Origin of the sequence: Nocardia sp. NPDC057440 (assembly GCF_042802915.1) — a bacterium.
Classification (GTDB): Bacteria; Actinomycetota; Actinomycetes; order Mycobacteriales; family Mycobacteriaceae; genus Nocardia.
Window position 1 is genome coordinate 159,326 of the sequence record NZ_JBHVDF010000007.1, and the last position, 24,052, is coordinate 183,377.

General features: G+C 66.1%; 24 protein-coding genes. 13 read left to right on the forward strand and 11 right to left on the reverse strand.

Annotated elements, in window-relative coordinates; translation table 11 throughout:
- Nucleotides 1-55 precede the first annotated feature (55 nt).
- Nucleotides 56-1,549 carry an alpha/beta fold hydrolase gene (locus ACFU4Z_RS16755; RefSeq protein ID WP_379063757.1) on the forward strand — a complete coding sequence of 498 codons (1,494 nt, stop codon included), beginning with the start codon at nt 56-58 and terminating at the stop codon, nt 1,547-1,549.
- 154 nt (nt 1,550-1,703) lie between these two features.
- Nucleotides 1,704-2,144 (forward strand): GNAT family N-acetyltransferase, encoded by a 441-nt coding sequence (locus ACFU4Z_RS16760; RefSeq protein ID WP_379063759.1) that lies wholly within the window; start codon nt 1,704-1,706, stop codon nt 2,142-2,144.
- A 291-nt stretch (nt 2,145-2,435) separates the two neighbouring features.
- On the opposite strand, the gene ACFU4Z_RS16765 is transcribed toward ACFU4Z_RS16760, so the two are convergent.
- From ACFU4Z_RS16765 to ACFU4Z_RS16775, 3 genes are all read right to left on the reverse strand, one after another.
- Nucleotides 2,436-3,239 (reverse strand): DUF6338 family protein, encoded by an 804-nt coding sequence (locus ACFU4Z_RS16765; protein WP_379063761.1) that lies wholly within the window; start codon nt 3,237-3,239, stop codon nt 2,436-2,438.
- Nucleotides 3,240-3,704: 465 nt separating this feature from the next.
- A complete protein-coding gene (gene yidC, locus ACFU4Z_RS16770; protein ID WP_379063763.1) occupies nt 3,705-4,595 on the reverse strand; it encodes a membrane protein insertase YidC in 891 nt (296 codons plus the stop codon).
- 97 nt (nt 4,596-4,692) lie between these two features.
- Nucleotides 4,693-4,992 carry a DUF6412 domain-containing protein gene (locus ACFU4Z_RS16775; RefSeq protein WP_379063768.1) on the reverse strand — a complete coding sequence of 100 codons (300 nt, stop codon included), beginning with the start codon at nt 4,990-4,992 and terminating at the stop codon, nt 4,693-4,695.
- Between the two features lie 255 nt (nt 4,993-5,247).
- Between ACFU4Z_RS16775 and ACFU4Z_RS16780 the strand changes: the two genes are divergently transcribed.
- Nucleotides 5,248-5,595 carry a hypothetical protein gene (locus ACFU4Z_RS16780; RefSeq protein ID WP_379063770.1) on the forward strand — a complete coding sequence of 116 codons (348 nt, stop codon included), beginning with the start codon at nt 5,248-5,250 and terminating at the stop codon, nt 5,593-5,595.
- A 9-nt stretch (nt 5,596-5,604) separates the two neighbouring features.
- Here ACFU4Z_RS16780 and ACFU4Z_RS16785 read toward each other — a convergent pair whose 3' ends face one another.
- From ACFU4Z_RS16785 to ACFU4Z_RS16810, 6 genes are all read right to left on the reverse strand, one after another.
- Complete coding sequence (locus ACFU4Z_RS16785) at nt 5,605-6,417, reverse strand: helix-turn-helix domain-containing protein (RefSeq protein ID WP_379063772.1); 813 nt, start codon at nt 6,415-6,417, stop codon at nt 5,605-5,607.
- A 254-nt stretch (nt 6,418-6,671) separates the two neighbouring features.
- Nucleotides 6,672-7,931: a PucR family transcriptional regulator gene (locus tag ACFU4Z_RS16790; protein ID WP_379063774.1), complete on the reverse strand. Its 1,260-nt coding sequence runs from the start codon at nt 7,929-7,931 to the stop codon at nt 6,672-6,674.
- Nucleotides 7,932-7,937: 6 nt separating this feature from the next.
- The gene (locus ACFU4Z_RS16795; RefSeq protein WP_379063776.1) at nt 7,938-9,746 is read right to left on the reverse strand and encodes an AMP-dependent synthetase/ligase; all 1,809 of its coding nucleotides are present in this window, start codon (nt 9,744-9,746) and stop codon (nt 7,938-7,940) included.
- Nucleotides 9,747-9,901: 155 nt separating this feature from the next.
- Nucleotides 9,902-10,120 carry a hypothetical protein gene (locus ACFU4Z_RS16800; RefSeq protein ID WP_379063778.1) on the reverse strand — a complete coding sequence of 73 codons (219 nt, stop codon included), beginning with the start codon at nt 10,118-10,120 and terminating at the stop codon, nt 9,902-9,904.
- 157 nt (nt 10,121-10,277) lie between these two features.
- The gene (locus ACFU4Z_RS16805; RefSeq protein ID WP_379063780.1) at nt 10,278-10,805 is read right to left on the reverse strand and encodes an NUDIX domain-containing protein; all 528 of its coding nucleotides are present in this window, start codon (nt 10,803-10,805) and stop codon (nt 10,278-10,280) included.
- A 14-nt stretch (nt 10,806-10,819) separates the two neighbouring features.
- A complete protein-coding gene (locus ACFU4Z_RS16810) occupies nt 10,820-11,044 on the reverse strand; it encodes a hypothetical protein (RefSeq protein ID WP_379063782.1) in 225 nt (74 codons plus the stop codon).
- A gap of 263 nt (nt 11,045-11,307) precedes the next feature.
- On the opposite strand from ACFU4Z_RS16810, the gene ACFU4Z_RS16815 reads away from it, so the two are divergent.
- A complete protein-coding gene (locus ACFU4Z_RS16815) occupies nt 11,308-11,721 on the forward strand; it encodes a hypothetical protein (RefSeq protein ID WP_379063784.1) in 414 nt (137 codons plus the stop codon).
- Nucleotides 11,722-11,735: 14 nt separating this feature from the next.
- Nucleotides 11,736-14,063 (forward strand): caspase family protein, encoded by a 2,328-nt coding sequence (locus ACFU4Z_RS16820; RefSeq protein WP_379063786.1) that lies wholly within the window; start codon nt 11,736-11,738, stop codon nt 14,061-14,063.
- 9 nt (nt 14,064-14,072) lie between these two features.
- Here the strand turns inward: ACFU4Z_RS16820 and ACFU4Z_RS16825 are convergent, their stop codons facing one another.
- A complete protein-coding gene (locus ACFU4Z_RS16825) occupies nt 14,073-15,302 on the reverse strand; it encodes a DUF418 domain-containing protein (protein WP_379063788.1) in 1,230 nt (409 codons plus the stop codon).
- A gap of 212 nt (nt 15,303-15,514) precedes the next feature.
- Here ACFU4Z_RS16825 and dop point away from each other — a divergent pair, with 212 nt between their 5' ends.
- The 5 genes from dop (at nt 15,515) to pafA (ending at nt 20,558) form a co-directional block, all read left to right on the forward strand.
- On the forward strand, nt 15,515-17,014 hold the full coding sequence (gene dop / locus ACFU4Z_RS16830) for a depupylase/deamidase Dop (RefSeq protein ID WP_379063790.1): 1,500 nt from the start codon (nt 15,515-15,517) through the stop codon (nt 17,012-17,014).
- Nucleotides 17,015-17,175: 161 nt separating this feature from the next.
- The gene (locus ACFU4Z_RS16835; protein ID WP_019047503.1) at nt 17,176-17,370 is read left to right on the forward strand and encodes a ubiquitin-like protein Pup; all 195 of its coding nucleotides are present in this window, start codon (nt 17,176-17,178) and stop codon (nt 17,368-17,370) included.
- A gap of 65 nt (nt 17,371-17,435) precedes the next feature.
- Complete coding sequence (gene prcB / locus ACFU4Z_RS16840; protein ID WP_379063792.1) at nt 17,436-18,233, forward strand: proteasome subunit beta; 798 nt, start codon at nt 17,436-17,438, stop codon at nt 18,231-18,233.
- The gene (gene prcA / locus ACFU4Z_RS16845) at nt 18,230-19,015 is read left to right on the forward strand and encodes a proteasome subunit alpha (protein WP_328400448.1); all 786 of its coding nucleotides are present in this window, start codon (nt 18,230-18,232) and stop codon (nt 19,013-19,015) included. Before prcB ends, prcA begins: the two co-directional genes overlap by 4 nt.
- Nucleotides 19,016-19,199: 184 nt before the next feature.
- A complete protein-coding gene (pafA, locus tag ACFU4Z_RS16850; RefSeq protein WP_379063794.1) occupies nt 19,200-20,558 on the forward strand; it encodes a Pup--protein ligase in 1,359 nt (452 codons plus the stop codon).
- Nucleotides 20,559-20,648: 90 nt separating this feature from the next.
- Here pafA and ACFU4Z_RS16855 read toward each other — a convergent pair whose 3' ends face one another.
- Nucleotides 20,649-20,945, reverse strand: a complete 297-nt coding sequence (locus ACFU4Z_RS16855; RefSeq protein WP_379063796.1) for an MTH1187 family thiamine-binding protein — start codon at nt 20,943-20,945, stop codon at nt 20,649-20,651.
- An 80-nt stretch (nt 20,946-21,025) separates the two neighbouring features.
- Here ACFU4Z_RS16855 and ACFU4Z_RS16860 point away from each other — a divergent pair, with 80 nt between their 5' ends.
- The 3 genes from ACFU4Z_RS16860 to ACFU4Z_RS16870 are packed head-to-tail and all read left to right on the forward strand — an operon-like array spanning nt 21,026 to nt 24,032.
- Nucleotides 21,026-22,021: a helix-turn-helix transcriptional regulator gene (locus ACFU4Z_RS16860; protein WP_379063798.1), complete on the forward strand. Its 996-nt coding sequence runs from the start codon at nt 21,026-21,028 to the stop codon at nt 22,019-22,021.
- Nucleotides 22,018-23,007 (forward strand): helix-turn-helix transcriptional regulator, encoded by a 990-nt coding sequence (locus ACFU4Z_RS16865; RefSeq protein WP_379063800.1) that lies wholly within the window; start codon nt 22,018-22,020, stop codon nt 23,005-23,007. The genes ACFU4Z_RS16860 and ACFU4Z_RS16865 overlap by 4 nt, the downstream gene beginning before the upstream one ends.
- Nucleotides 23,004-24,032 (forward strand): 2-dehydropantoate 2-reductase, encoded by a 1,029-nt coding sequence (locus tag ACFU4Z_RS16870; RefSeq protein WP_379063802.1) that lies wholly within the window; start codon nt 23,004-23,006, stop codon nt 24,030-24,032. Before ACFU4Z_RS16865 ends, ACFU4Z_RS16870 begins: the two co-directional genes overlap by 4 nt.
- The last annotated feature ends 20 nt before the right edge of the window (nt 24,033-24,052 follow it).

The window sequence follows — 24,052 nt, forward strand, 5'->3', positions numbered from 1 at the left end:
GATCCCTCGGGTCGAGAGGCGATGTCTGTTGTCGGTGAACTTGTTCTGGCGTTCGATGTCTGTAGTGGCGGTGTCCCTGCTGGTGGCTGTGCCTGCGAACAGCCAGGCGGACCCGGAGGACGACGCGCGCCCGATCGGGTTGGGCCGGTTCTATCACCAGCGGCTCGAGTGGAAGCCTTGCGGCATCGAGAATGTCGACAAGGCCGGTGGCGAGTGCGCGGATGTGCTGGTGCCGCTCGACTACGGGAATCCCGACGATCGCACGATGACCGTGGCGATTTCGCGGGTGAAGGCCGGCGATCCGGTGCAGCGGCGGGGAATTCTGCTGTCCAATCCGGGCGGTCCCGGTGGGGAGGGTCTGGACAGTCTGGATCTGCTCGGTGATGTGCTCTCGCCGGAGGTCTTGGCGAGTTACGACCTGATCGGCATGGATCCGCGCGGGGTCGGCGAATCCGGTCGGAGTCCGCGGTGCGGGTGGCCGGTAGGCGAGATGATTCGGTCGGCAGGTCTGGATCCGCTGGGATTCGTGCACGACACCGTTCAGTCGGTGGGGATGGCCGCGACCTGCCTGATTCGTGATCCGAACAAGCTGAGGCAGTTCACCACTCGCAACACCGCGCGTGACATGGACATTGTCCGTGCCGCCCTGGGTGAGGAGAAGGCCAACTTCTACGGCGTGTCCTATGGCACCTACCTCGGTGCCGTGTTCACGCAGATGTTCCCCGAGAGGAGTGACCGCGTCGTGCTCGATAGCGCGATCGACCCAGACCGGTACTGGGAGGGCTTGGTTCAGGATTGGGGTCCGGCAGATGAGATCGCGTTGGACGACTGGGCCGGATGGGTTTCCGGTCGGGATGACGAGTTCCGGCTCGGTACGACGCCGCAGCAGGTGCGAGCGAAGATCGAGGAGCTCGTTCGTGTCGCCGCACGCCAACCGATTGTCATCGATGGGTTTGCCATTGACGATCACTGGCTTCCGTTCATCATGCACGGATTGCTGATGAACTTCCGGCTGAACGAAGCGATGGCCGCCACTGTGCGGGAGATCGCCGATGCCGCGGGTGGTCCGCCCACTACATCGCGAACACCCCGGCTTCGTGCCATCGTGGAGGCGCTGCGCGACAATGAGAATTCGGTGCTTGCGCAGATCGCCTGCGGCGATGTCGGGGCACCGATTGATCCGACCTGGTACTGGCGCAACATCGAAGAGACCCGTGCCACGCAGCCGGTTTTCGGCGCGCTGGCGAACAACATCCAGCCGTGCGCCTTCTGGCCTCGCCCGGTCGAGCCTCCGACTGTCGTCCGGAATTCGGTGCCCGCGCTCATCCTGCAGGCGACGGGAGATCCACGAACGCCTTATGCCCACGGCGCGCGATTGCATCAGGACATGTCCGAGTCGCGGATGGTGACGTTGCAGGATGTCCGTATTCACATGACATTCCGGCCCGAACTCAGCGGCTGCGTGAACCATGCGATCAACACATACTTCAGCGTGGGAACCATGCCGGATACCGACATCACCTGCTACGCGGATCATTCCACGCCCTAGCCCGCACCGCTGCCCCGGGATGATCGAAGAGAAGTGCCGCCGACAGGGTGGACAGCACGAAAGCCGTCTCCATACTCACGGGCACGCCAAGGACTTCATGGCGAAAGGTTTGAGACAAACCCAACACACATACCAATCGATCGGAATGCACTGAGTGAACATCAGGGAATACCACGAACGAGACAAGGACGAGTGCCTGGGCATCTTTGTCAGCAACACGCCTGAGTTCTTCGCACCCCACGAGGTTTCGGAGTTCGACGCTTTCCTCGATAACCCGCGCTGTTCCTACCATGTCATCGAGGAGAACGGTGTCATCGTGGCATGCGGCGGATGGGTGCTCCGTCCCGACCGTTCGTCATCACTGTGCTGGGGGATGGTGAGCAGGACCGAACACCGCCGAGGTATCGGGGCCTATTTGCTCCGCGAGCGCCTTCACCTGATTGCTGCAGGGGGCTCGGCATCGTGTGTCCTCCTAGAGACCAGCCAACGTTCCAGCCCGTTTTTCGAACGTCTGGGCTTCGTGACGACCCGGACCGAGCGTGATGGTTTCGCCCCCGGTATCGATGCGGTAGCCATGCGGCTGGATATCGCGTAGGACCGCAAGCTGGCTCGTGGGCGGCGGCTGCCGATCCCGTGGACCCTCGATGGTCGCAACGCTCAGGTGGCGTTGGTGGCTCAGGTGGTCTCAGCGTTCGACCGCGACCGGCGACCGAACCAGACCGCCGTGGCGTACCCCGTGGTCATCGACGTCTCCTCGAAAGCGCGTGCTCGATAAATGCCTTTGCGTCGTTATTACCGGAGAGGACCAGAAACCGCGAGAGCACAGGACTCGGACACAGTGCGAACTGTGCGAGCGGGCACTGACGGATTTGCTGGATGAAGCAGGTCAACTGCTTGCGGGACCAGTACCCGCAGGGGCCGGACTGGGCGGTGCAGGTGACGGAGTGCGGTTGAATACCCTTCTCGTACGCGACCAGAGACGCTGCCACCAGCGTGAGGGCGGCGCCTCCGGGGGGTCCGTGTCGGGCTCGTACTTCACTGCGAGGTAAGCGATCTCCGAGTCTTTGAGGACCACGTGCTCGAACACTTCGGGGTAGTCGACGGTCTCCTGCCGGTTTCCATTCGAATCAGGCTTCGGCGTGCGGTAGATGGGCGGCGAGAGGACGATCTCTCGGTCGGCCAATTCCATATCCGGGGAGTAGTAGGCCACTCTGCCGGTCCAGGCCGCGCCGTCTTTCATGCTGACTCGGGCATGGGGGACGGTTCCCTCAGGGGCTCGCCATCTCAGGACTTCTCGCCAGGTCGACTCGAAGGTGATGTTCCCTGGATCCTTCCGGTGGTTCCACCAGAAGGCCAGATCGGCGATGACGAGTGCGACCGCAGCGACGGCGAGGAAGGTGATCGACACCTTCAAGATGTTGTCGGCGAGGTAGCCGGTTCCCTGCTTGATCCACGCTGTTGGATCCGGCAACAGCTTCCAGTCCTGCCAGGCGCATATCGCGGCGAACCCGCCGAGGAACAGGAACGCGGGGACACTGCACAAGGTCGACACCAGAGCGACACGGCTGATCTCCGCGAAGACCGTCTCGCGAGGTTTGACCTTCTTCCGCACTACCTTGCTGTCGTAGTGAAGCCCAGGAGCGATGAAGAAGAAGAACGCGATGATGCCCAACCAGTTGTTCGGCGTCATAGCCGTCGACGCCTAATCCTTGATGTCACATGCGGCTGCGCCGACGGACTGCCCCTGTGTCTGGGCACTGGGACCCGCCTGAGCCTGCTGGGCCTGAATCGCTTGAACCCCGCGCGGCGGCGGAGCATTCAGCGACTCCAACGTCCTGTACCCGGATGCGGTCAGCGCGTCACCGTCTCGATGTGTCTGTGTTTCGCGGTTCCGCGGCACGTTCATCCTCCGGAGGTTGTAGGTCACGGCATGGTTGACCGCTCAATCTTCCCACTCCACCGCAGCGAGGCCGAGAGCAGTCCCGGCTCTGTACGAGAAAGGTCCGACCGGACTCGAGCAACCGGGCAACGTATCAGTTCGTGGTCGACGACATCACCCGGGAACATCGAGCCAGGCGGATTCGTAGTGGACGCGCGGTGTACTCGGTGTGCCACGCCCATACCGCCCCACTGGGAAGTGGGGCGGTATGGGAGCTTACCGTCGGCGTCGGTTCGGCTTCACGCCTGGTTTCGGGGCGGTGTTCGCCCGCACCACTGCGACTCGTCGTGCCTCGGCGGCGGATTCGGCGTCTAGCCGCCGGTAGACGAGGTGTTGCTGAGCGAGAGTCCACGCATTGTTCGACACCCAGTACAACAGGATCGCCACCGGCAGCAGTGCGCCGCCGACGATCGCGCCCGCGGGAAACACCCACAGCGACAACGTATTCATCAGTGGCAGCTGGTTCGCGGTGGGGTCCTGCCGTGTGATGGCAGCTCTGGCGGTGAAATGTGTTGCGACAGAGGCGATCAGCATCAAGGGAATCGCGACCAGAGTGACTGTTGAGACGAGGTCGCCCGCAGTGGCCAGCGTTGCCGACAGCGGTGCGCCGAACAGCTTGGCCTGCATGAAGGATTGCACGTCGGCGGCGCTGAACACGTAGTTGGGTGTGACGGCATTCTGAGCGGCGGTCATCGGGGCGGTAGGCGTGAGGAAGGGCAGGTGCCCGGCTGTGCCGGTGCGGTCGAAGGACCGCAACACGTGGAAAAGGCCGAGGAACACCAGACCCTGTCCGAGTATCGGCAGGCAGCCTGCGAGCAGGCTGACACCGTGCTCCTTGTGCAGCTTCTGGATCTCGGTCGTCTGCCGCTGCCGGTCGTCGGCATATTTCTTCTTCAGCGCGGTGATCTGCGGTTGCAGGCGCTTGACGGCGGCTTGGGTGCGCGCTTGTTTCAGGAACGGCAGAAATAGCGCCGCGCGCAGGGTGACGACGAGGAATACCACGGCAAGGACCCAGGAGAGCCCGCTGTCCGGGCCGAGGATCGCGCCGAATGCGGTGTGCCATATCCAGAGAATGGCGGACACGGGGTAATAGATGAAGTCGAGCATGAGGGAATACCTGACTGCGAAACGTGCGAGCGCGCACGGAAATGGGAATGGCCAGCCGGAACGCCGACGACACCACACACCAGGTGCGAGGTGGACGTCAGGCGTCGGCGAGACCGGGCGCTCGAGGGCGCGGCCGACCCGCGGTGTCAGGATTGCTCTGGCGCAGAAAGGAACCCCGTCGCCTGCGTTGCGCGGAGGGCGGCGGGCCGGATCGGGCAGCCAGTAGCGGCAGCCTGCGGGTGGTCTGCAGCGCGATGAGCGCGAAGACCGCCGATGCCGCGATCACGCCGAGCAAGGCCAAGGAGCCGGGCTCGTTGGTGGGTGCCACGATCAGCGCGAGCGCGGGCAGGACGACTGCGAAAACCGCAAACGTCGAGAGCTGAACCCGCGCGAACATTCTCCGAGCGTACCCGGTCGATGTCGCGACATCGCGCCGCGTGCCGAATCTTCGAGCGCGTCGTGTCGGCGACCCTATGCGGCGAAGTTATGGTTCGCGGGAGCTCCACACAGGTGTCGAAGGTTTGACCGGTGAATGGAGGCGCGCGCATTGAGTGACGAATCTGTCCCCGACGAATCGACTCGCGGTGGCGGTACCGAATATGCGGTGCCTCTTACACGCGCGGGAATCTCGCAACCCGATAGCCGACAGGGGATGCCGGAAACCGTCCGTTCGGCCCAGGTGGCCGCGTGGTCTCTCGGCGCATTCGGTGGCGCACTCACGACCATTGCTTGGCGAGCCGAGAACGTCGAATTGGCGGGCGCCATGGCATTCGGATATTTCTTCGCCTGGTCGCTTGCCGTTGTTGCGTTCGTATTCGGCATCTTCGGTCGACCGGTTCAGGTGATCGGTGTCGTTCTCGCAGCGGTCGAAGCCTTCGCGTGCCTCGGGCTGGTGGCGATCGGCCCGCTGACGGGATTTCTCGGTCTCGGCCTGTCGCTCGCGGTCCTCGCGCTGCTGTGCAAGAGCGAATCCACGGCCTGGTTCACCCGGGACCGTTGATCCCCGCGGCTACGGCTCGTCGCCGAGATCCCAGTCGGTGTGGTCGCCCAGCGCCGAAGGGGGCAGACCGAAGGTGCGGCGGCAGGTACGGGTGAGCTGGGCGCTGTCGGCGAAGCCCGCGGCGTGGGCGGCAACGGTCAGGTCGTCGCCGGATCGGACCCGGGTCACGGCGACGTGCAGGCGCAGCCAGAGGATGTAGGGACGCATCGGGATTCCCATTTGTTCGGTGAACAGTTGGGTCAGCCGGGTCGCCGAAATGCCGAGCTTGCGGGCGACGTCGGCGCCGCGGACCGGACCGCTGCGAATCAAGGTGGGAAGCAACCCGAGCGCTTCGGTCACCGCGGCATGCCGTGCGGGCTCGCCGGTGTGGCGCTGGTCGTGCTGGAGATCGCGGACGACATCGGCCACCAGGTCGGCGAGTGCCGCTCCCGTCGGATCGACCGGCAGCGAGTGGGCGCTGTCCGCCCAACCGTAGGTGTGCGCCCTACGGTCGGCGGCCGCGCCCGCGGCGGTCTCGGGGTCGAGGTAGATCGCCGTGCCGCGGTCGGCGCCCGCGGCGATCCGGTGGGGTGCGTCGGCGGGGACGATCACGTGGGTGCCCTGATGGCGAATGCCGCTGGCGTCCACCACGATTACCGGGGTACAGGCTACGACGATCTGCACAGCATGATGGGCATGCAGTGTGGTCGGGCCGATCGAACCGCCGAAGGCGAGCACGCCGGCTCGCAGCAATGCGGTGCCTTCGCTGCGAGCGTCGCCGGGCGGGCCGACGGCAGCGCTCGCGGATCGAGGTGAGGTCGAGGTAACCAGAGCCTTCATCATCGGATGCTCCCGGCAGACTGCGAATCCCGGTTCGGATCCCCCCGCCGAGACTATCCCGGGCGCACGGCGATTGTCAGGGTATCGGCGACCCGATCGAGGAAGTCGGTGACCAGAGGCCGGGCGGCGGAGTGTCCGCGGACCGGGTGCGCAACGCGAGGCCGTTGTCGCTGCGGGTGAACACAACTGCACATCGTCCAGCGGTGCGCTGCGGCTGAATTGCGCCGCGTTGCGTGGAAAGGACCCCCAACGAATGGTCAGGGGGCGAAGTCGGCGGCCTCCAAGCGGCGAGCCAGGCGGGCCGCCGACAGGGTCATGGCGTCCGCGGGCCGATGCGGGTCAAGGCCCGTGAGTTCATGAACGCGCGCGAGGCGGTAGGTGACCGTGTTGCGGTGCACGCTGAGCTGACGTGCGGTGGCCAGCTGATTGAAACCGCTGTCGACGAACACTGCGAGGGTTTCGGCCAGTATCGGTTGCGCATCCAGCGGCGCGAGCACCGAGGCGAGTCCCGGTCGGGCCGCGTCACTGACCGCGACGGTGTACTCGAATTGCAAATGTGTTCTGCGGCACAGGATTTCACGGCGCGCCAGGCAACGTCCGAGTTCCGCGAGCACCCGCGACTCGGCGAACATCGCGGGAATCTCGACACGCGACCGGGCAGCGCAGACACCCACCCAATACGGCGGCGGTTGTCCGGGTAGCTGGGCGGGCATGCGCGCGGTGAGGGCGGTCAGCGTCGCCGTGCCGTCATCGCCCGGTGGCAGCGGAATGAGCGCGGTCCAGCCGCCCGCGTCCAGGCGCAGGAATACCCCGGGGATGGCCTCGACCCGGTGCCGCAGTGCGGCCGCGGGCCCACCGCGGGTGCCGCACAGGCGGAACACCGCGACGAGGAACGCATCGGCCACCGGGATCACCGGGTCATTGGCCCATTCGATCGGGTCGCGCCCGGTGAGCAGGGCATCGGCGATGCCGCGTCGGCGCTCGAGCAGTTCCCAGCGCGGATCGTGCGAACGCTGGGTAGCGGCGCCGGCAATGCGCCCCGTCACCAGGGTGATGTACTTCAACAACACCAGCGACGCGTCGAGCAGCAGCTCGCGCTCGGCAGGCGAGGCCGATTCGCGCAGCCGCTCCCAGAGAAAGGACGCGCCGAGCCGGTAACGGTCGAGCACCTCCGGCAGCGGCGTGCCGTCGCGCATCCGCTCCATCGCGAGCTCCACGAGCTCTCTGGTGTCCTCCTCGGACGGCTCCGCGCCACCGCGCAGATACTCGAAGAACAGGTCGACATTCAGCTTCGTCCCACGGGCGAAGTCGGTCTCGACCAGGGATTGCGGTAGTCGCTGATAAGGCGGGAGCACCGTGTAGAACCCGTCGATCATCGACGCGACCTTGCGGTGCAAATCGTCGAACACCGGCACTGCGCGGGGCACCCGCATCCGGTCGGCTCCGATGAGCGGGGCCTTGCCGGGATCGCTCATCCGCACCTCCGGGTCCGCGCTGACATCATTGCTGTCCTCCATCCCGGACTATGTCGAATAGAGGGACTCGATCGTATCCGCGTAGCGGGTGGCGATCGGGATTCGCCGGAGTTTGCCGGTGGCGGTCACAACGTCGCTGCCCGGCTCCCACACCTCGGTGAGCACGAGGTATTTCTTGATCTGCTCCACGCGAGAGAGCTTGCTGTTGGCGGCCGCGACGCCTCGTTCGATCACCGCGAGCACCTCCGGGTTCTTCGCCAACTCGGCGACGGTGGCTTCGGCGAGTTGGTTGCGTTGCGCGAACGCGGCGCTCAGATCGGGGTCGAGGCAGATCAGCGCGGTGTTGTACGGGCGCTGCTCGCCGATCACCACGACGGTGCCGGCCAGCGGGCAGTTCTCGGTGACGGTGTTCTCGATAGTGGACGGCGACATGTTCTTGCCTGCCGCGTTGATGATCAGTTCCTTCTTGCGGTCGACGATCGCGAGGTAGCCGTCGGCATCGATGATGCCGACGTCGCCGGTGTGCAGCCAGCCGTCGGCGTCCACCGTTTCCGCGGTTTTCTCCGGGTCGTTGCGGTAGCCGCGCATCACCATCTTGCCGCGGATCAGCACCTCGCCGTCGTCGCCGAGTTTCACCTCCGCGCCGGGCAGCGGCCTGCCGACGGTGCCGATCTTGACCCGGTCCGGCCCGTTCAGTGTTGCTCCCGCGGTGCATTCGGTCATGCCGTACCCCTCGCACAACGGCAGACCGAGACCAAGGAAGAATTCGTGCACCTCCGGCGGGATCGCCACCGATCCGGTGACCGCGACGCGCGTCCGATCCAGGCCGAGGCGGGTGCGGATGGGGGCGAGCACCAGGCGCTCGGCGACCCGGTGCCGGAGTCGATCCAGGGGGCCGAGGCTGCGGCCGTCGGAGATCGCCCGAGCCTTCACGCGGCCGACGCCGATCGCCCAGCGCACCAAACGGCGCTTGATCGGGCCCTGGGCGTCGAATCGATCCTCCAGAGCGCCTTTGACTTTCACCCACACGCGCGGTACGCCGAGGAAGACTGTTGGACGCACCTCGGTAAGGGCGTCCGCCACCTTCCCGAAAACGGCGACGGTGGTGATCTCGCCGCCCTCGAGCATGGTCAGATAGTGTGCGAACCACCGGTTGGCGGCGTGCGCGTCGGGTAGGTAGGAGATCACCCGATCGTCCGGTCCGCCGCCGCCGAATTGTTCGATGACACGGGCGTTTTCGATGAAGTTGGTGTGGGTGAGCTCGACACCCTTGGGCGGGCCGGTGGTGCCCGAGGTATAGACGATGGTCAGCAGATCATCGGGTTTCACGGCGCGCCAGGTGGTGTCGAAATCGAAATCCTCCAGCGGCGCTGCCTCGACGGCCGAAAGGGCAATCGTGCCATCCGGTGCTTCGTCGACGCAGATCACGTGCTCGACCCGGTTGCCGTGCTCGGCGGCCTTGGCCGCCGCCGCGAGGATCTGCGGCGCGAACTGGCGCTCACAGATCACCACCTTGTTGCCCGCGTTGCCGAATTGGTAGGCGAGCAGGTCGACGGGGTTGGTGTTGTACACGGAGAACGGGGTGCCGCCTGCGTGCAGAACGGCGGTGTCGCACACATGGAATTCGGGGCGGTTGGTCATCATCAGCGCGACCGTGTCGCCGGGGCGCACACCGAGTCCGGCCAGCCCGGCGGCGATGGTGCGCACTCGATCGGCATAAGCCCGCCAGGTGATCGTGACGGCACCGCCCATGGTGCGCAAGGCGATGGCGTCGGGATACTTCGCGGCATTCGCCTGGAATGCGGCACACAGCGTGTCCGGACGGGCCGCGCCCGCCGGGACTGTCGATGAAACCAAGACCCAACCTTCTGCTCACAACTGGTCGAGGCCCACCGTCGTACTGGCGACTCGGCCGACCTCGTTGGCATCTCTCACCTCACCGCACGGCCGAGCAGTGGCGCCAGCGGCAAACACCAAGACTGTTGCCTGCGGCCTTGTGCATTCGACCAAATTCATGTGGTCGACGGCTCGATTTCGCCCGGGTCAGCTGAAGTACGTGGACTGGATGACGTCACCGGTGACAAACGGCGGTCAGGGGTCAGGCTGCGGCGCAGTTCCTGGTCGGCAGCCCGGCGGCGCAGATATTCGCGGGCGACGGTCTCGACGCGCCGCATGAGTCCCGGGTGCATGAACTCCGGGATCAGCGATTCGTACCCCAACAGATTGCCCAACGGTACGACCGTTGAGAGGCGGGTAGACAGCGGAACATCCGGTGCTCCCATGCCGCGACCGCGCGATCGGGTTTGGGTACCGCCCAGTGCTGTGTGCGCTGGAACACCATCACGTGCGCGGCCTGCACGGAAACCCTTGGCGCGCACGCAGGGTGAACTACGGGCGGTGGAGTTCCACTGCGAGCGCTAGCAATTCGGCCATGTGATCGCCGTCGGTGCGGGCGAGCCGAATGGCCTCGGGGATCGGGAATGCGCGCACCTCGATGATGTTCTCGGCATCGTCGGGATTGCTGGGCGCGGATTCCAGGACGACGTCGGCAGCGCACCACAGCCACGCCTTGTGCGGGTGCGGCTGCCAATCGCGATAGGGCGCGGGATGATCGGAGGTCGCATAGTGGGCGCCGAGCCACCGAACCGAGCCCACCGGCCGGGCGCCCGCCTCCTCGCGCAGCTCACGCCGCAGACACTCGTCGATGCTCTCGCCCGCCTCCCGGGTGCCGCCCGGGACGAGCCACACGTCGCGGTCGTCGCGGCACAGCACGATTTCGCTACCGATGAAACAGATGACATGGATGTTCGTCACGAGGTCATCGGGCGGTGGGTCGGCCGAGAACTGGACGTCCAGACCGCCCCACTCCCAGCGAGTGGGGGTGTGCAGCAAGGGATACCGGTCGGCGAGTGTCACACCGACGACGGTAGCTATTTCGTGCCGGTTTTGCCGATCTGCATGTGAATGTGGTTGAAATGCGCCTCGCGGCCGTTCTTGGCGGGCAACGGGTGGGACGCCGGGTGGTCCGGGTGCATGATGAAGCCGCTGCCGCCGATCGCGGTGGTGACGCCGGCAGGGTCCGCGCCGTCGGAGGTGTCCTGCCATTCGGTGGCGATGAAGTCGTAGACGCTGCGGAAGAAATCGGCGATGAACATATTGGTCGGGGTCCCGCGCAGGACACGAGTAGCTGCGTACTCGTATTCCCGTCCGCCCCTACCCGGCGGGCAGGCGGCGCTGCGTCGTCACGTGGGTATCCCGACGTGCGATTATGTGATCAGGCAATGATGCGTGCGCGGTCATGGCTCGCCGTTGTGCCGAATCCGCCGACCACATGACGGGCTTTCGGTGGAAGCCTTGTGCGGGCAGGTTCGGTGCGGGAACATGTGGGCCTGAAGAGATGGCCGCGGGAGGTGGTCGAATGAGCGGGGACGACGCAGCACACGTGCTGACGGCAAGAATTGTGATGGCCCTGGCCGCGGATTCCGATACCGACGACGTGGACCGTCTCACGCGGCAATTGCGCGCGGAACTGTCCGAACTCGACATCGATTCGGTGGCACTGGTTCGCGATGGTCCGCCGCCGGACGCGGCGAAGTCGGCCGACCCTGTCACGGTGGGCGCACTGGTTATCGCATTGAGCGCATCCGGTGGAGTTTTCACCGCGGTGATCGAGACACTGCGTGACTGGCTCAACCGGCAGGCCGCGGCCCGCAAGATATCGGTCACGATCGACGGCGACACCATCGAGCTGGAGCGGGCAACGGCCGAGCAGCGTGGCGCGTTGATCGAGGCATTCCTGGTGCGGCACAACGCGGACGGGCGACGGCGGTGAGAAGGCGTATCGCCTTGATCATCGCAACCTACGATTACGACGATCCCGGCCTGCGCGGGTTGATCGCGCCCGCGCACGACGCGGAGGCGCTCGCCGAGGTGCTGCGGGACCCGCTGATCGGCGGTTTCGAGGTCACCGCCCTGATCAACGAGCCACATCACAAGGTCGGTGAGGCGGTCGGCGATTTCTACACGCACGTGCGGCGAGATGATCTGACCCTGTTGTATTTCAGCGGTCACGGGCTGAAGGACGAGGGTGGCAAGCTCTATCTCGCCACCACCAACACACGACCCCTCAGCCCGCTGTTCACCTCGCTACCCGCCGACCAGCTCGACTACGCGATGACGAACAGTCCGTCGCGGCGTCAGGTGCTGATCCTGGACTGCTGCTACAGCGGAGCATTTCCCTCCGGCGCGATCGCCAAGTCGGGGGATGCGGTGCACGCGGTGGAACGGCTCGGCGGTCGCGGTCGCACCGTACTCACCGCGTCCGACGCGACGCAGTATGCGTTCGAGGGCGGCGTAATCCGCGGCACGGCACAGCAATCGGTGTTCACCAGACATCTGGTCGCCGGATTGCGCGACGGCAGCGCGGACCTCGATCACGACGGTGACATCACCATTGACGAGCTCTACAGCTATGTCCATGACAAAGTCGTCGAGGAGCGGCCACAACAGCGCCCGAAGAAGCAGGACAACGTCGAGGGCCGCACGGTGCTGGCCGCGAACGTCAACTGGACGATTCCCGGGTACGTGCGCAACGCGCTGAACAGTCCGCTGTCGCGCGAACGTCTCACCGCGCTGGAACATTTCGATCATCTGCACCAGATCGGAAATCCGGCGGTTCGAGCCCGGCTGCGCGACGAAGCGCGCTTCCTGCTCGACGACGACAGCAGGTCGGTCTCGGCCGCGGCGCACAATTGGCTCGAATCACATGCGGCCACGCCGTCTGTTGCGGAGGGGCCGGAATCTGCGGAATCGGTCTCGGCCCAGCGGGATTTGCGTGGTGCGGTCGAAGGCGAGCCCACATCGGTGGCTGCTGTGGCCGAACCGGATCTCACGGATTCGGTCTCAGCGCTAGGTGCGGCGAGCGGCAGCCGAGGTGCGCGCCCGGTGTCGATAGTGGTCGAGCCGGTCCCCGCGGGTTCGTCCGACCAGGGTGCGGTTTCGGCGGAGGGGTCGAATTCGGCTGCAAGCGGTCGCACAGCCGAGACGATGGTCGTCGCTGACCCCGATTCGCCGAGCCCCCTCGGGCCCGGCGCGCAACCTGCCGACACCGCATCGGATGCTCGATCGGAGATCCCTTCGAACGACCAACAGTCTCTCGGAGCCGCTCTGGGCAGCCGACCGGTTGTCAAAACCTCTATGGCGGGTGCGTCCTTCGCAATGATCCGAAGGCGGCTGTCACCTCACAGGCACCTGGTTGTCGCGGTGGCGGCAGTCATGCTGCTGGTTGTGGCGATCTCGACCTTCGTTCTCGCACGGAGCGGAAAACTCCCATGGCTCTACGACGTAGGTGAATCCTCGGCCGTTGGTGGTTCCATGGCCTCGGCCTCAGCCGCGATCGCGACCCTCCCGTTTCCGTCGCTCGTCTCGCCGAACGCGGTGGCCGTCGATGATGCCGGGACGGTATATGTGGCCGATAACAGTGTGTTGAAGCTGCCGGGCGGCTCCGCGACTGCGGTAGAGCTGCCGTTCCCGCCCTTCGACGGCGGTGACCGTCCACGGGTACTTGCGCTCGACTCGACCGGCGCGGTCTATGTCGCCGATTCGTCGCGGGTGTTCATGCTCGGTTCGGGCGCGGCCACCGCAGAGACATTGCCTTTCACCGGCTTCAGCGACATCAAAGGGCTGGCGGTCGACAGCAGGCGAACCGTCTACATCCTGGCGCGAAACTCGGCCAACGGAGACAACATTCAGCAGGTGTGGATGTGGGAGCGTGGCGGTGCGGGGGTTGTTCAGGCACGGGGGATACCCGGTCCGCTCGACTATGTCGGCCTCGCGATCGACAGCAAGGGCCGGTTGTACACCGGAGCGGCGGCACAGGTGAATGGCCCGGCGGCTAGGCTCTTGGCCTACAGCGTCTCCGGCGCGAGGCAGGATTTCGCGGGCCTCCGCAGCCCGAGAGCCGTGGCCGTAGACCAATCGGGTGCGCTCTATTTCGGCGGCGACGATATCGTCTACAAGCTGCCGCCCTGGTTCGAGGGCGGGGTGGCGACCCGCCTGTCGTTGAGCGGCCTCGTCGACGTGAAGGGCCTTGCCGCCACCACGTACGGCGGCGTCTACATCGCCGATAACGGCGGTCCGGACAACACCGGTCGAGTAGTTCACTACATCGGCTGACCGCACCGGTCAGCGTTCGCGAGTGAGCGCGCGGTAACTGGCATTCCACAGCCACTCCACCGGCCCACGCTCGAAGCGGCGCAGCCAGAGGTGCGCGAAGGCGACGATGATCAGGGCGACCAGCAGATAGATGCCCACGGTGAAGGGGATGCGGGCATCGGGCGACACTCGGGCGGCGAGGCCGAAACCCCAGCCGTAGCACAGGATCGACGCCACCAGGTTCTGCAGGATGTAGCAGCTGAGTGCGGTACGGCCGACGTCGGTGAGGCGGCGGCCGAGGAATCCGACACGCGGGCGGCGCAGAAAGAACTCGGCCACCAGTGCCAGGATGCCGAACGCGACGACCGGTGCCGTGCCGTATCGGGTGAACAGCAGCATGTCGCCCCCACCGAGTACACCGACGATCAGATCGAGGGGAGCCGCCAGCGCGAACCCGGCGATCATGAGCCGCTTGCGGATTCGTGCGCCTTCGGGCCGGAAGACCCCGGCTCGGAACAGCCGGGCACCGGCCAGGAACAGCGCGATCGACATGGGGAACACGAAGATCGCCTCGAATCGGAACATACCCGCGTTCTCCAGCCGGAACAGCACGAGATCCCAGAACGATCCGTCGGCATAGGGATTCGGGTCGAGCGCTGCCCTCGGCCCCGAGTCCGACCGGGAATCGAACGCCATGCCGACCGCGATCAATGTCAACATCGCGACGTGGAGGCCCGCCGCGACGATCAGCCAACGACGTTGCGCCCGTGCGCTTGTCGCGAGGATGAAGGCGACGACCAGTCCGGTGAGCGCGTACCCCATCAGCACGTCGAACTCGGCGACGAACAGGAAATTCAGCAGTCCGTCGAGCAGGAGCAGCCCGGCCCGCCACGGATAGCTGCCCGGCCAGCGGCGGCCTGCTCGCGTGGCCGAACCCTGCTGGATGGCAAGCCCGATGCCGAACATGATGGTGAGCAGCCCGAGGAACTTACCCTGCGCCATCTGCTGCATGACCCGCTCGACCCACATCCAGCCGGTCGCGTCGGTGCGCAGCTCGTCGAGGTAGCCGACGAGGCCTTCGGCATGGGTGAGAATCCAGATGTTCGTGCCGAGCGTGCCCAGGATGGCGATGCCACGCAGCACATCCAGCGCGACGACTCGCGAGGGCGCGGCGGGAGTCGGTGCTGCCGTGCTCGGCTCGTCCGTTGTGCGGTGCCGCCCCGCGGTATCCGAGTGGGAATCGGCGATCGATTCGGTCATGCTCCGAATATCCCGTTCACCCGGGCCGGGACAGGTCCTCCGTAAGTACCACCCACGGTATGAGATCGAGGTCCGCCGGATGGACGATGCCCTCGACCGAGCGCGGATGCCGACGACGGACTTTCGCCGCCTCGGGACATCGGGGGCCGCGGCCGTCGTTCAAGTGCGGGACTGTCGACGGTCTTCGCCGACTGCACACTAGGCTCGTCGCTATGCAGCGCATCATCGGCATCGAGGTCGAATACGGCATCTCCACTCCCACCGAGCCGTCCGCCAACCCGATCCTCACCTCCACCCAGGCGGTTCTCGCCTATGCGGCGGCGGAGGGTGTGCCGCGCGCGAAGCGAACTCGATGGGACTACGAGGTGGAGTCGCCGCTACGCGATGCGCGCGGCTTCGACCTGAGTCGGATGAACGGGCCTGCGCCGGTGATCGACGCCGACGAGGTGGGTGCGGCGAACATGATCCTCACCAACGGCGCCCGGCTGTATGTCGACCATGCGCATCCCGAGTACTCCGCACCCGAGGTCGTCGACCCGATGGACGCGGTGATCTGGGACAAGGCAGGCGAACGTGTGATGGAGGCCGCGGCGCGGCATGCGTCGAGCGTGCCGGGCGCACCGCGGCTGCAGTTGTACAAGAACAATGTCGACGGCAAGGGGGCCTCCTACGGCACCCACGAGAACTACCTGATGAGCCGCGAAACCCCGTTCAATCAGATCATCGTCGGCCTGACCCCGTTCTTCGTGTCGCGTCAGGTGATCACGGGTTCCGGTCGGGTCGGCATCGGCCAGTCCGGTGACCACGCCGGTTTCCAGTTGTCCCAGCGTGCCGACTACATCGAGGTCGAGGTCGGCCTGGAGACCACGCTCAAGCGCGGCATCATCAACACCCGCGACGAGCCGCACGCCGACGCCGACAAGTACCGCAGGCTGCACGTCATCATCGGCGACGCCAACCTGGCCGAAATGTCCACCTACCTCAAGGTCGGCACCACCGCGCTGGTGCTGGACCTGATCGAGGCGGGCGAGGACCTGTCGGATCTGCAGCTGGCCCGTCCCGTCACCGCGGTGCACCAGATCTCACACGACCCCACCCTGCGCGCCACGGTGGCGCTCAGCGACGGTCGTGAGCTCACCGGCCTCGCCCTGCAGCGCATCTACCTGGATCGGGTGGAGAAGTACGTGGCACGCAGCGCCAACGACGATCCCCGGGTTCGCGACATCATCGAGAACTGGGCGATGGTGCTCGACCTGCTCGAACGCGATCCGATGGAATGCGCCGACCTGCTCGACTGGCCCGCCAAGCTGCGTCTGCTCGAGGGGATGCGCAAGCGTGAGGGCCTGAGCTGGGCCGCGCCCAAACTGCACCTGATGGACCTGCAGTACTCCGACGTGCGGCTGGACAAAGGGCTCTACAACCGCCTCGTGGCACGCGGATCGATGAAACGTCTCGTCACCGAGCAGCAGATTCTCGATGCGATGACCAAGCCGCCCACCGACACCCGTGCCTACTTCCGCGGTGAGTGCCTGCGCCGCTTCGGCGCCGATATCGCTGCCGCGAGCTGGGATTCGGTGATCTTCGATCTCGGCGGGGATTCGCTGGTGCGCATCCCGACGCTCGAGCCACGCCGCGGGACAAAGGCGCACGTCGGCAAGCTGCTCGACGGCGTCAACACCGCCGCCGAGCTTGTCGAACAGCTGACCACCTGAGTGAGATCCGGTGTCGACTCGGCCGCACATCGGCTCGGAATACGACACCGTGTCGGTGTCGCTGGGTAGTGTTGAAGGACGAGCACGGACATTGCTCATGATCAGGGCCGTGCTCGGACCATGAGCCCTGGTCATGATGAGGACAGAGGAGGTCGGCTGCCATGGCACAAGAGCAGACCAAGCGCGCCGGGGGCGGCGACGAGGATGAGGGCCCGGAGGGCGTAGACGCCGCCGGACAGGAGCGCCGCGAGAAGCTGGCGGAGGAGACCGACGACCTGCTCGACGAGATCGATGATGTGCTCGAGGAGAACGCGGAAGACTTCGTTCGTGCGTACGTGCAGAAGGGTGGCCAGTGACAGCAGGTGACCCGTTGCGTCTCCACCCGGGACACGCTCTCTCGTCATTCACCGAACATCTCCGCATGCACGCACCGGAACTGTTGCCCGGCAACAGATTCGCCGCGATAGAGGGTGCCACCGGTAGCTCCGGTGGCACCGCCGCGAAGGACCTGGCTCCGCACGGGACCACCATCGTCGCGGTCTCCTATCGCGGTGGCGTGCTGATCGCCGGTGACCGGCGGGCCACCATGGGAAACCTGTTGGCCAGCAGGGACATGGAGAAGGTGTACATCACCGACACCTACTCGGCGGCGGGCATCGCGGGCACCGCGGGCATGGCCATCGAGATGGTGCGGCTTTTCGCGGTGGAGCTCGAGTACTACGAGAAGATCGAAGGCGTCTCGCTGACCTTCGACGGTAAGGCGAACAAGCTCTCGAAGATGGTGCGGGACAACCTGCCCGCGGCGCTTCAGGGTCTTGCGGTGGTCCCGGTGCTCGTCGGCTACGACGAATACGCCACCGATCCGGACAAAGCGGGCCGCATCGTTTCCTACGATGTGGTCGGCGGCCGCAGCGAGGAACGTTTCGGCTACACCGCTGTGGGTTCCGGTTCGAATTTCGCCAAGTCTTCGCTGAAGAAGCTGTACGCCAAGGGAATCGACGAGGACCGCGCGTTGCGCATCGCCGTCGAGTCGCTCTTCGACGCGGCCGATGACGACACCGCTACCGGTGGTCCCGACATCATGCGCGGCATCTATCCGACGGCGATCGTCGTCAACGAGGAGGGCGCCGATCTGGTGCCGGAGGAGCGTCTGGCGGAGATCGCGCGCGGGATCGTCGCCGACCGCGAGGCCGCGGAAGAAGGGAGTGCGCAAGCATGACACTGCCGTATTACGCGTCGGCCGAACAGATCATGCGCGACAAGACCGAACTTGCGCGCAAGGGCATCGGTCGTGGTCGCAGTGTCATCGTGCTGGTGTACGACAAGGGCGTGCTGTTCGTCGCCGAGAACCCGTCGGCGACGCTGCACAAGGTGAGCGAGTTGTACGACCGCGTCGGGTTCGCCGCGGTCGGCAAGTACAACGAGTTCGAGGCGCTGCGCCGCGGCGGCATCCTGCAGGCCGATCTGAAGGGTTATCAGTACGACCGGCGCGATGTCACCGGTCGCGGCCTCGCCAACGCCTACGCGCAGACTCTCGGCACGATCTTCACCGATCAGCTCAAGCCGTACGAGGTGGAGATCTGTGTGGCCGAGGTGGGGTATCCGGAGCAGACGCCGACCTCGGTGCTCTACCGGATCACCTTCGACGGTTCGATCGTGGACGAGCGCGAATACGTGGTGATGGGCGGTACGACCGAACCGATCCTCACCGCGTTGAAGGCGTCCTATCAGCCCGGTCTCGACCTGTCCTCGGCCGTCGGCGTGGCGGTCAAGGCGCTGACCGCGGGTGTTCCCGAGGGTGCGGACAAGGAGAAGCGCGTACTCGGGGTGAGCTCGCTCGAGGTCGCCACGCTGGAGCAGGCCCGGCCGCGGCGGGCGTTCCGCCGGGTTTCGGACACCGCCCTGGAAGGGCTGCTGGCCGGCAGCAAATCGGGCAGCAAGAGCAAGGCCGCCGCCGCGACCGCCGCGGCGGAAGCGGAGGACGCTCCGAAGTCGGAGTGATCGTCGCCGTATCCGGTCGTCGAGGCCCCCGGTGTTCCGTCCCACGGAGCGTCGGGGGTCTCGTTCGTAGCCGGTACTTTTCCGTCGAATGTTGCGCCGACGTGCAAAATCGTTGTGAAGACGTATGCATCCGGGTTGTCCGCACCCCCACGCGAGTACATGACATGGCTGTAATGTCGATAGTGTGCAGCGACGAATCATGGGGATCGAGACCGAATTCGGTGTGACGTGCACCTTCCACGGACACCGCCGGCTCAGCCCTGACGAGGTAGCCCGGTATTTGTTCCGCCGGGTAGTTTCCTGGGGACGTAGTTCGAACGTGTTCCTCCGCAACGGTGCTCGGCTCTACCTCGATGTCGGGTCGCATCCGGAATACGCCACGGCCGAGTGCGACAACTTGGCCCAGCTGGTCACCCATGACAGGGCGGGCGAGCGGGTGCTGGAGGAGCTGTTGATCGACGCCGAGCAGCGCCTCGCGGAGGAAGGCATCGGCGGTGATATCTACCTGTTCAAGAACAACACCGATTCGGCGGGCAACTCCTACGGTTGCCACGAGAACTTTCTCGTGGTCCGCGCCGGTGAATTCTCCAGGATCTCCGACGTGCTGCTGCCGTTCCTGGTCACCCGCCAGCTGATCTGCGGGGCGGGCAAGATCCTGCAGACGCCGAAGGCGGCCACGTTCTGCCTGTCGCAGCGTGCCGAGCACATCTGGGAGGGTGTGTCCTCGGCGACCACACGGTCGCGGCCGATCATCAACACCCGCGACGAGCCACACGCGGACGCGGAGAAATACCGCCGTCTGCACGTGATCGTCGGCGACTCGAACATGTCCGAGACCACCACCATGCTCAAGGTCGGCACGGCCTCGCTGGTGCTGGAAATGATCGAGGCGGGGGTCTCGTTCCGCGACTTCGCCCTGGACAACCCGATCCGCGCCATCCGTGAGGTCAGCCACGACCTGACCGGCAAGCGCCCGGTTCGGCTGGCTGGCGGCAGGCAGGCAAGCGCCCTGGAGATCCAGCGCGAGTACTACGCGCGCGCCGTCGAGCACCTGCGCAACCGCGACCGCGATCCCCACGTCGACCAGGTCGTCGACCTGTGGGGGCGGACCCTGGACGCGGTCGAGGCACAGGACTTCGCGAAGGTCGACACCGAGGTCGACTGGGTGATCAAGCGCAAGCTGTTCCAGCGCTATCAGGACCGCTACGGTATGGAGCTGTCGGATCCGAAGATTGCCCAGCTGGATCTGGCTTATCACGACATCAAGCGCGGCCGCGGCGTCTTCGACCTGCTGCAGCGCAAGGGCCTGGCCAAGCGTGTCACCGAGGACGAAGCCGTGGACGCGGCGGTCGACACTCCACCGCAGACCACCCGGGCCAAGCTGCGCGGCGACTTCATCACCGCCGCGCAGGAGGCGGGTCGCGACTTCACCGTCGACTGGGTGCACTTGAAGCTGAACGACCAGGCGCAGCGCACCGTGCTGTGCAAGGACCCGTTCCGCTCGGTCGACGAGCGTGTCGACCGGCTCATCGCCTCGATGTAGCGAGCGTTCGGGCAGCGGGCCCGGTTTCCTCGGAACCCGGGCCCCCTTGCTGTCGACGAAAACTGTTGTGGCCGAAGCGAACAGTGGTGGCTAGGACTCCGTCAGATACCGCTCGACCTTCTCGACTTTCGTGGTCATCGCGTCGGTGACGCCGGGCCGGATGTCGGCCTTGAGTACCAGACTGCACCGCGGCGCGACCGCGAGGATGGCGTCGGTGGCCTGCTTCACGACACCCATCACCTCGTCCCATTCGCCCTCGATCGTGGTGAACATGGCGTCGGTGCGGTTCGGCAGTCCGCTGGCCCGGACCACCCGGACCGCCTCGGCCACGGCACGGCCGACGTCGACGCCAGTACCGAGCGGAGTCACGGAGAAAGCGACGATCATTCGACAAGTGTGACATGTCCGTAGCGCGCGAATAGTGCGCCGCCGCGCCGTTGCGCCGCCCGGCCCATTACCCTGTTCGGGTGGCGATATCCAAGGTCGAGCGGCTGATGAATCTGGTCATCGCGCTGCTGTCGACCCGGCAGTTCTTGACCGCGGAGCGGATTCGGGACAGCGTCGCCGGCTACGAGGAGTCGGTCAGCGACGAAGCGTTCAGCCGGATGTTCGAGCGAGACAAGAACGAGCTGCGTGACCTGGGCATTCCGCTCGAGGTAGGGCCGGTGAGCCGGTTCTCCACGATGGAGGGCTACCGGATCAACCGCGACGCCTACGAGCTGCCCGAGATCGATTTGACCAGCGAGGAGGCCGCGGCTGTCGCGGTCGCCGTGCAGATGTGGGAGTCGCCGGAGCTCGCCGCTGCGGCCGAGGGCGCGCTGCTCAAGCTGCGCGCGGCCGGAATCCACGTCGAGACCGATGCCGCGGTGGCGTCGGTGCCTGCGGTACCCGCGCGGACTCGCGGCTCGGAACCGGTGCTCGGCAAACTGCTGACGGCCATCGACGCCGGGCAGGCGGTCCGGTTCGAACACCGGGGCGCGGTCAACGCGCCCTATCTCATGCGCGATGTGGAGCCGTGGGGTGTGGTCACCCACCACGGCCGCTGGTATCTCGTCGGTCACGACCGGGACCGGAACGCGGTGCGCAGCTTCCGGCTCTCGCGGATCGGTGATGATGTGACCGCGTACGGCCCGCCGAACGCTGTCAGCAAGCCGGACGGGGTGGACCTGCGCGCCATCGTCGACACCGTCACCGGCAGCGCTCCGGTGACCGGCTCGGCCACCGTGTGGGTGGCCGACGATCGCGGTCGGGAAATCCGCAGGCTCGGCCGGATCACCGGCGACCGGATGATCGGCGCACGTCACGGTGTCGTGGTGGAGCTGCCCGTCCGCTCCCGCGACTGGTTGGCGCGGTTGATCACCGGGCTCGGACCCGATGCGGTGGTGCTCGCGCCGGAGGAACTGCGCGCCGATGTCGTCGCGAGACTGCGGTCGGTCTTCGATCGCACGGAGGTGACAGCGTGAGCTCACGGTTATCTGTTCGGCTTTCGCGTTTGCTGAACATGATCCCGTATTTCATCGCCCATCCCGGGATCAGCGCCGCCGAGGCGGCCGTCGATCTCGGCGTGACCACCAAACAGCTGATGGGCGATCTGAATCAGCTGTGGATGTGCGGGCTGCCCGGTTACGGACCCGGTGATCTGATCGATCTGTCGTTCTCCGAGGAGAGCATCGAGGTGACCTTTTCGGCGGGCATCGACCGTCCGCTGCGGCTGACCTCCACCGAGGCGACGGCCTTGCTTGTCGCATTGCGGTCGATCGTGGACATGCCCGGCATGGTCGATCCGACGGCGGCGCACGCGGCGATCGCGAAAATCGAATCGGCCATCTCCCACGGTGGATCTGCCGAAGGCGTGGGGCTGGGGGAGTCGTCGAGCGCGCCGGTCGAGGCGCCCGCGGTGGCGACGGTGCGCTCTGCGCTGGCTCGCCAGCACGTGCTGCGACTGGTCTACTACTCGGCCAGTCGCGATGTGGTGTCCGAACGGGTCGTCGATCCCATTCGAATCGTCTTGGTGGACAACAACAGTTACCTTCAGGCGTGGTGCAGGCAGGCCGAAGGGGTGCGGCTGTTCCGGTTCGACCGGATCGAGGCGGCCACCGAACTGGACGAGCAGGCTCGACCGCCCAGCCATGCGACCGAGGAGTCCGCCGCACTCGACCTGTTCCAGGACGATCCCGCGGTTCCCTTGGCTCGCTTACGGATTCGCGGCGACTACGGCTGGGTGCTCGACCAGTATCCGATGCATCGGCTGGCCGTGCATCCCGATGGCAGTCTCGAGGCGACCATGCGGTTCGCCACCCTGGATTGGATGGCGCGGTTGCTGCTCGGCTTCGGCTCGGGTGTCACCGTGCTCGGGCCGCCCGAGTTGGTCGCCGCAGTGCGTGAGCGCTCGAATGCCGCGCTGGCGGCGTACGAAGAAGCCGGATCAGCGGAAGTCGGGCCGGTGTGACCTGTCACGTGATGGTGCTCGGCGCCGGGAGTATCGGTACCTTCGTCGGCGGCAAGCTGGCGTCGGCAGGCGCGGACGTGACGTTCGTCGGCAGGCGTCGCACACTCGATGAGATCACCGCGTCCGGGCTGCACCTGACCGACCTCGACGGCGGTGATGACGTAGTGGCCGCGGACGGGTTCCGGGTGGCCACCGAGCCTGCGGACGTCGGGTCGGCGGACCTGGTGCTCGTCACCGTGAAATCGGCGGCGACCTCCGAGGCGGTGCGCGAGTTGGCCGGCAAGATTCGCCCGGGCACCGTCGTGTTGAGCCTGCAGAACGGGATCGGCAACGACACCGTGATCCGGGATGTCCTGCCTACCTGTGTGGTGCTTGCGGGCATGGTGATGTTCAACGTCGTCCACCACGGAGACGGTCGTTTCCATCGAGGCACCGACGGCGGGCTCGCCGTGCAGGACGATCCGGCATTGGCGCACTTCGTCGAGCTCTTCGCGCAGGCCGGGCTGCCGCTGCGCCGCCATCCCGACCTGCTGCCTGTGCAGTGGGCGAAGTTACTGCTCAATCTCAACAATCCCATCAACGCGCTGTCCGGCAGGCCGCTGCGCGAGGAACTCGCCGACCGGAACTACCGCCGCTGCCTGGCACTCACCCAGGGCGAAGCGCTCGCCGCGATGAACAGAGCGCGAATTCGCCCGGCCCGGCTGACCCCGCTGCCGCCGCGGCTCATGGTCCGGCTGCTGACCGTTCCGGACGGGATCTTTCGGCGGGTAGCGGGTCAGGTGCTGGCCATCGACCCGGTCGCGCGCTCGTCGATGGCCGACGATCTCGCCCTCGGCCGCAAGACGGAGATCTCCTGGCTGTGCGGCGAAATTGTGAGCCTCGGCGCGATGGTCGGTACGCCGACGCCGGTGAATCAACGACTGATCGAATTGATCGTGGCCGCCGAACACGGCGACCGGCGTACCTGGACGGGCCCCGAACTCTGGGAACAGCTGCGGGCGGCGGCCGCCACCGGCCGGGGTTGAACGCCGGGCAAACGAGTACT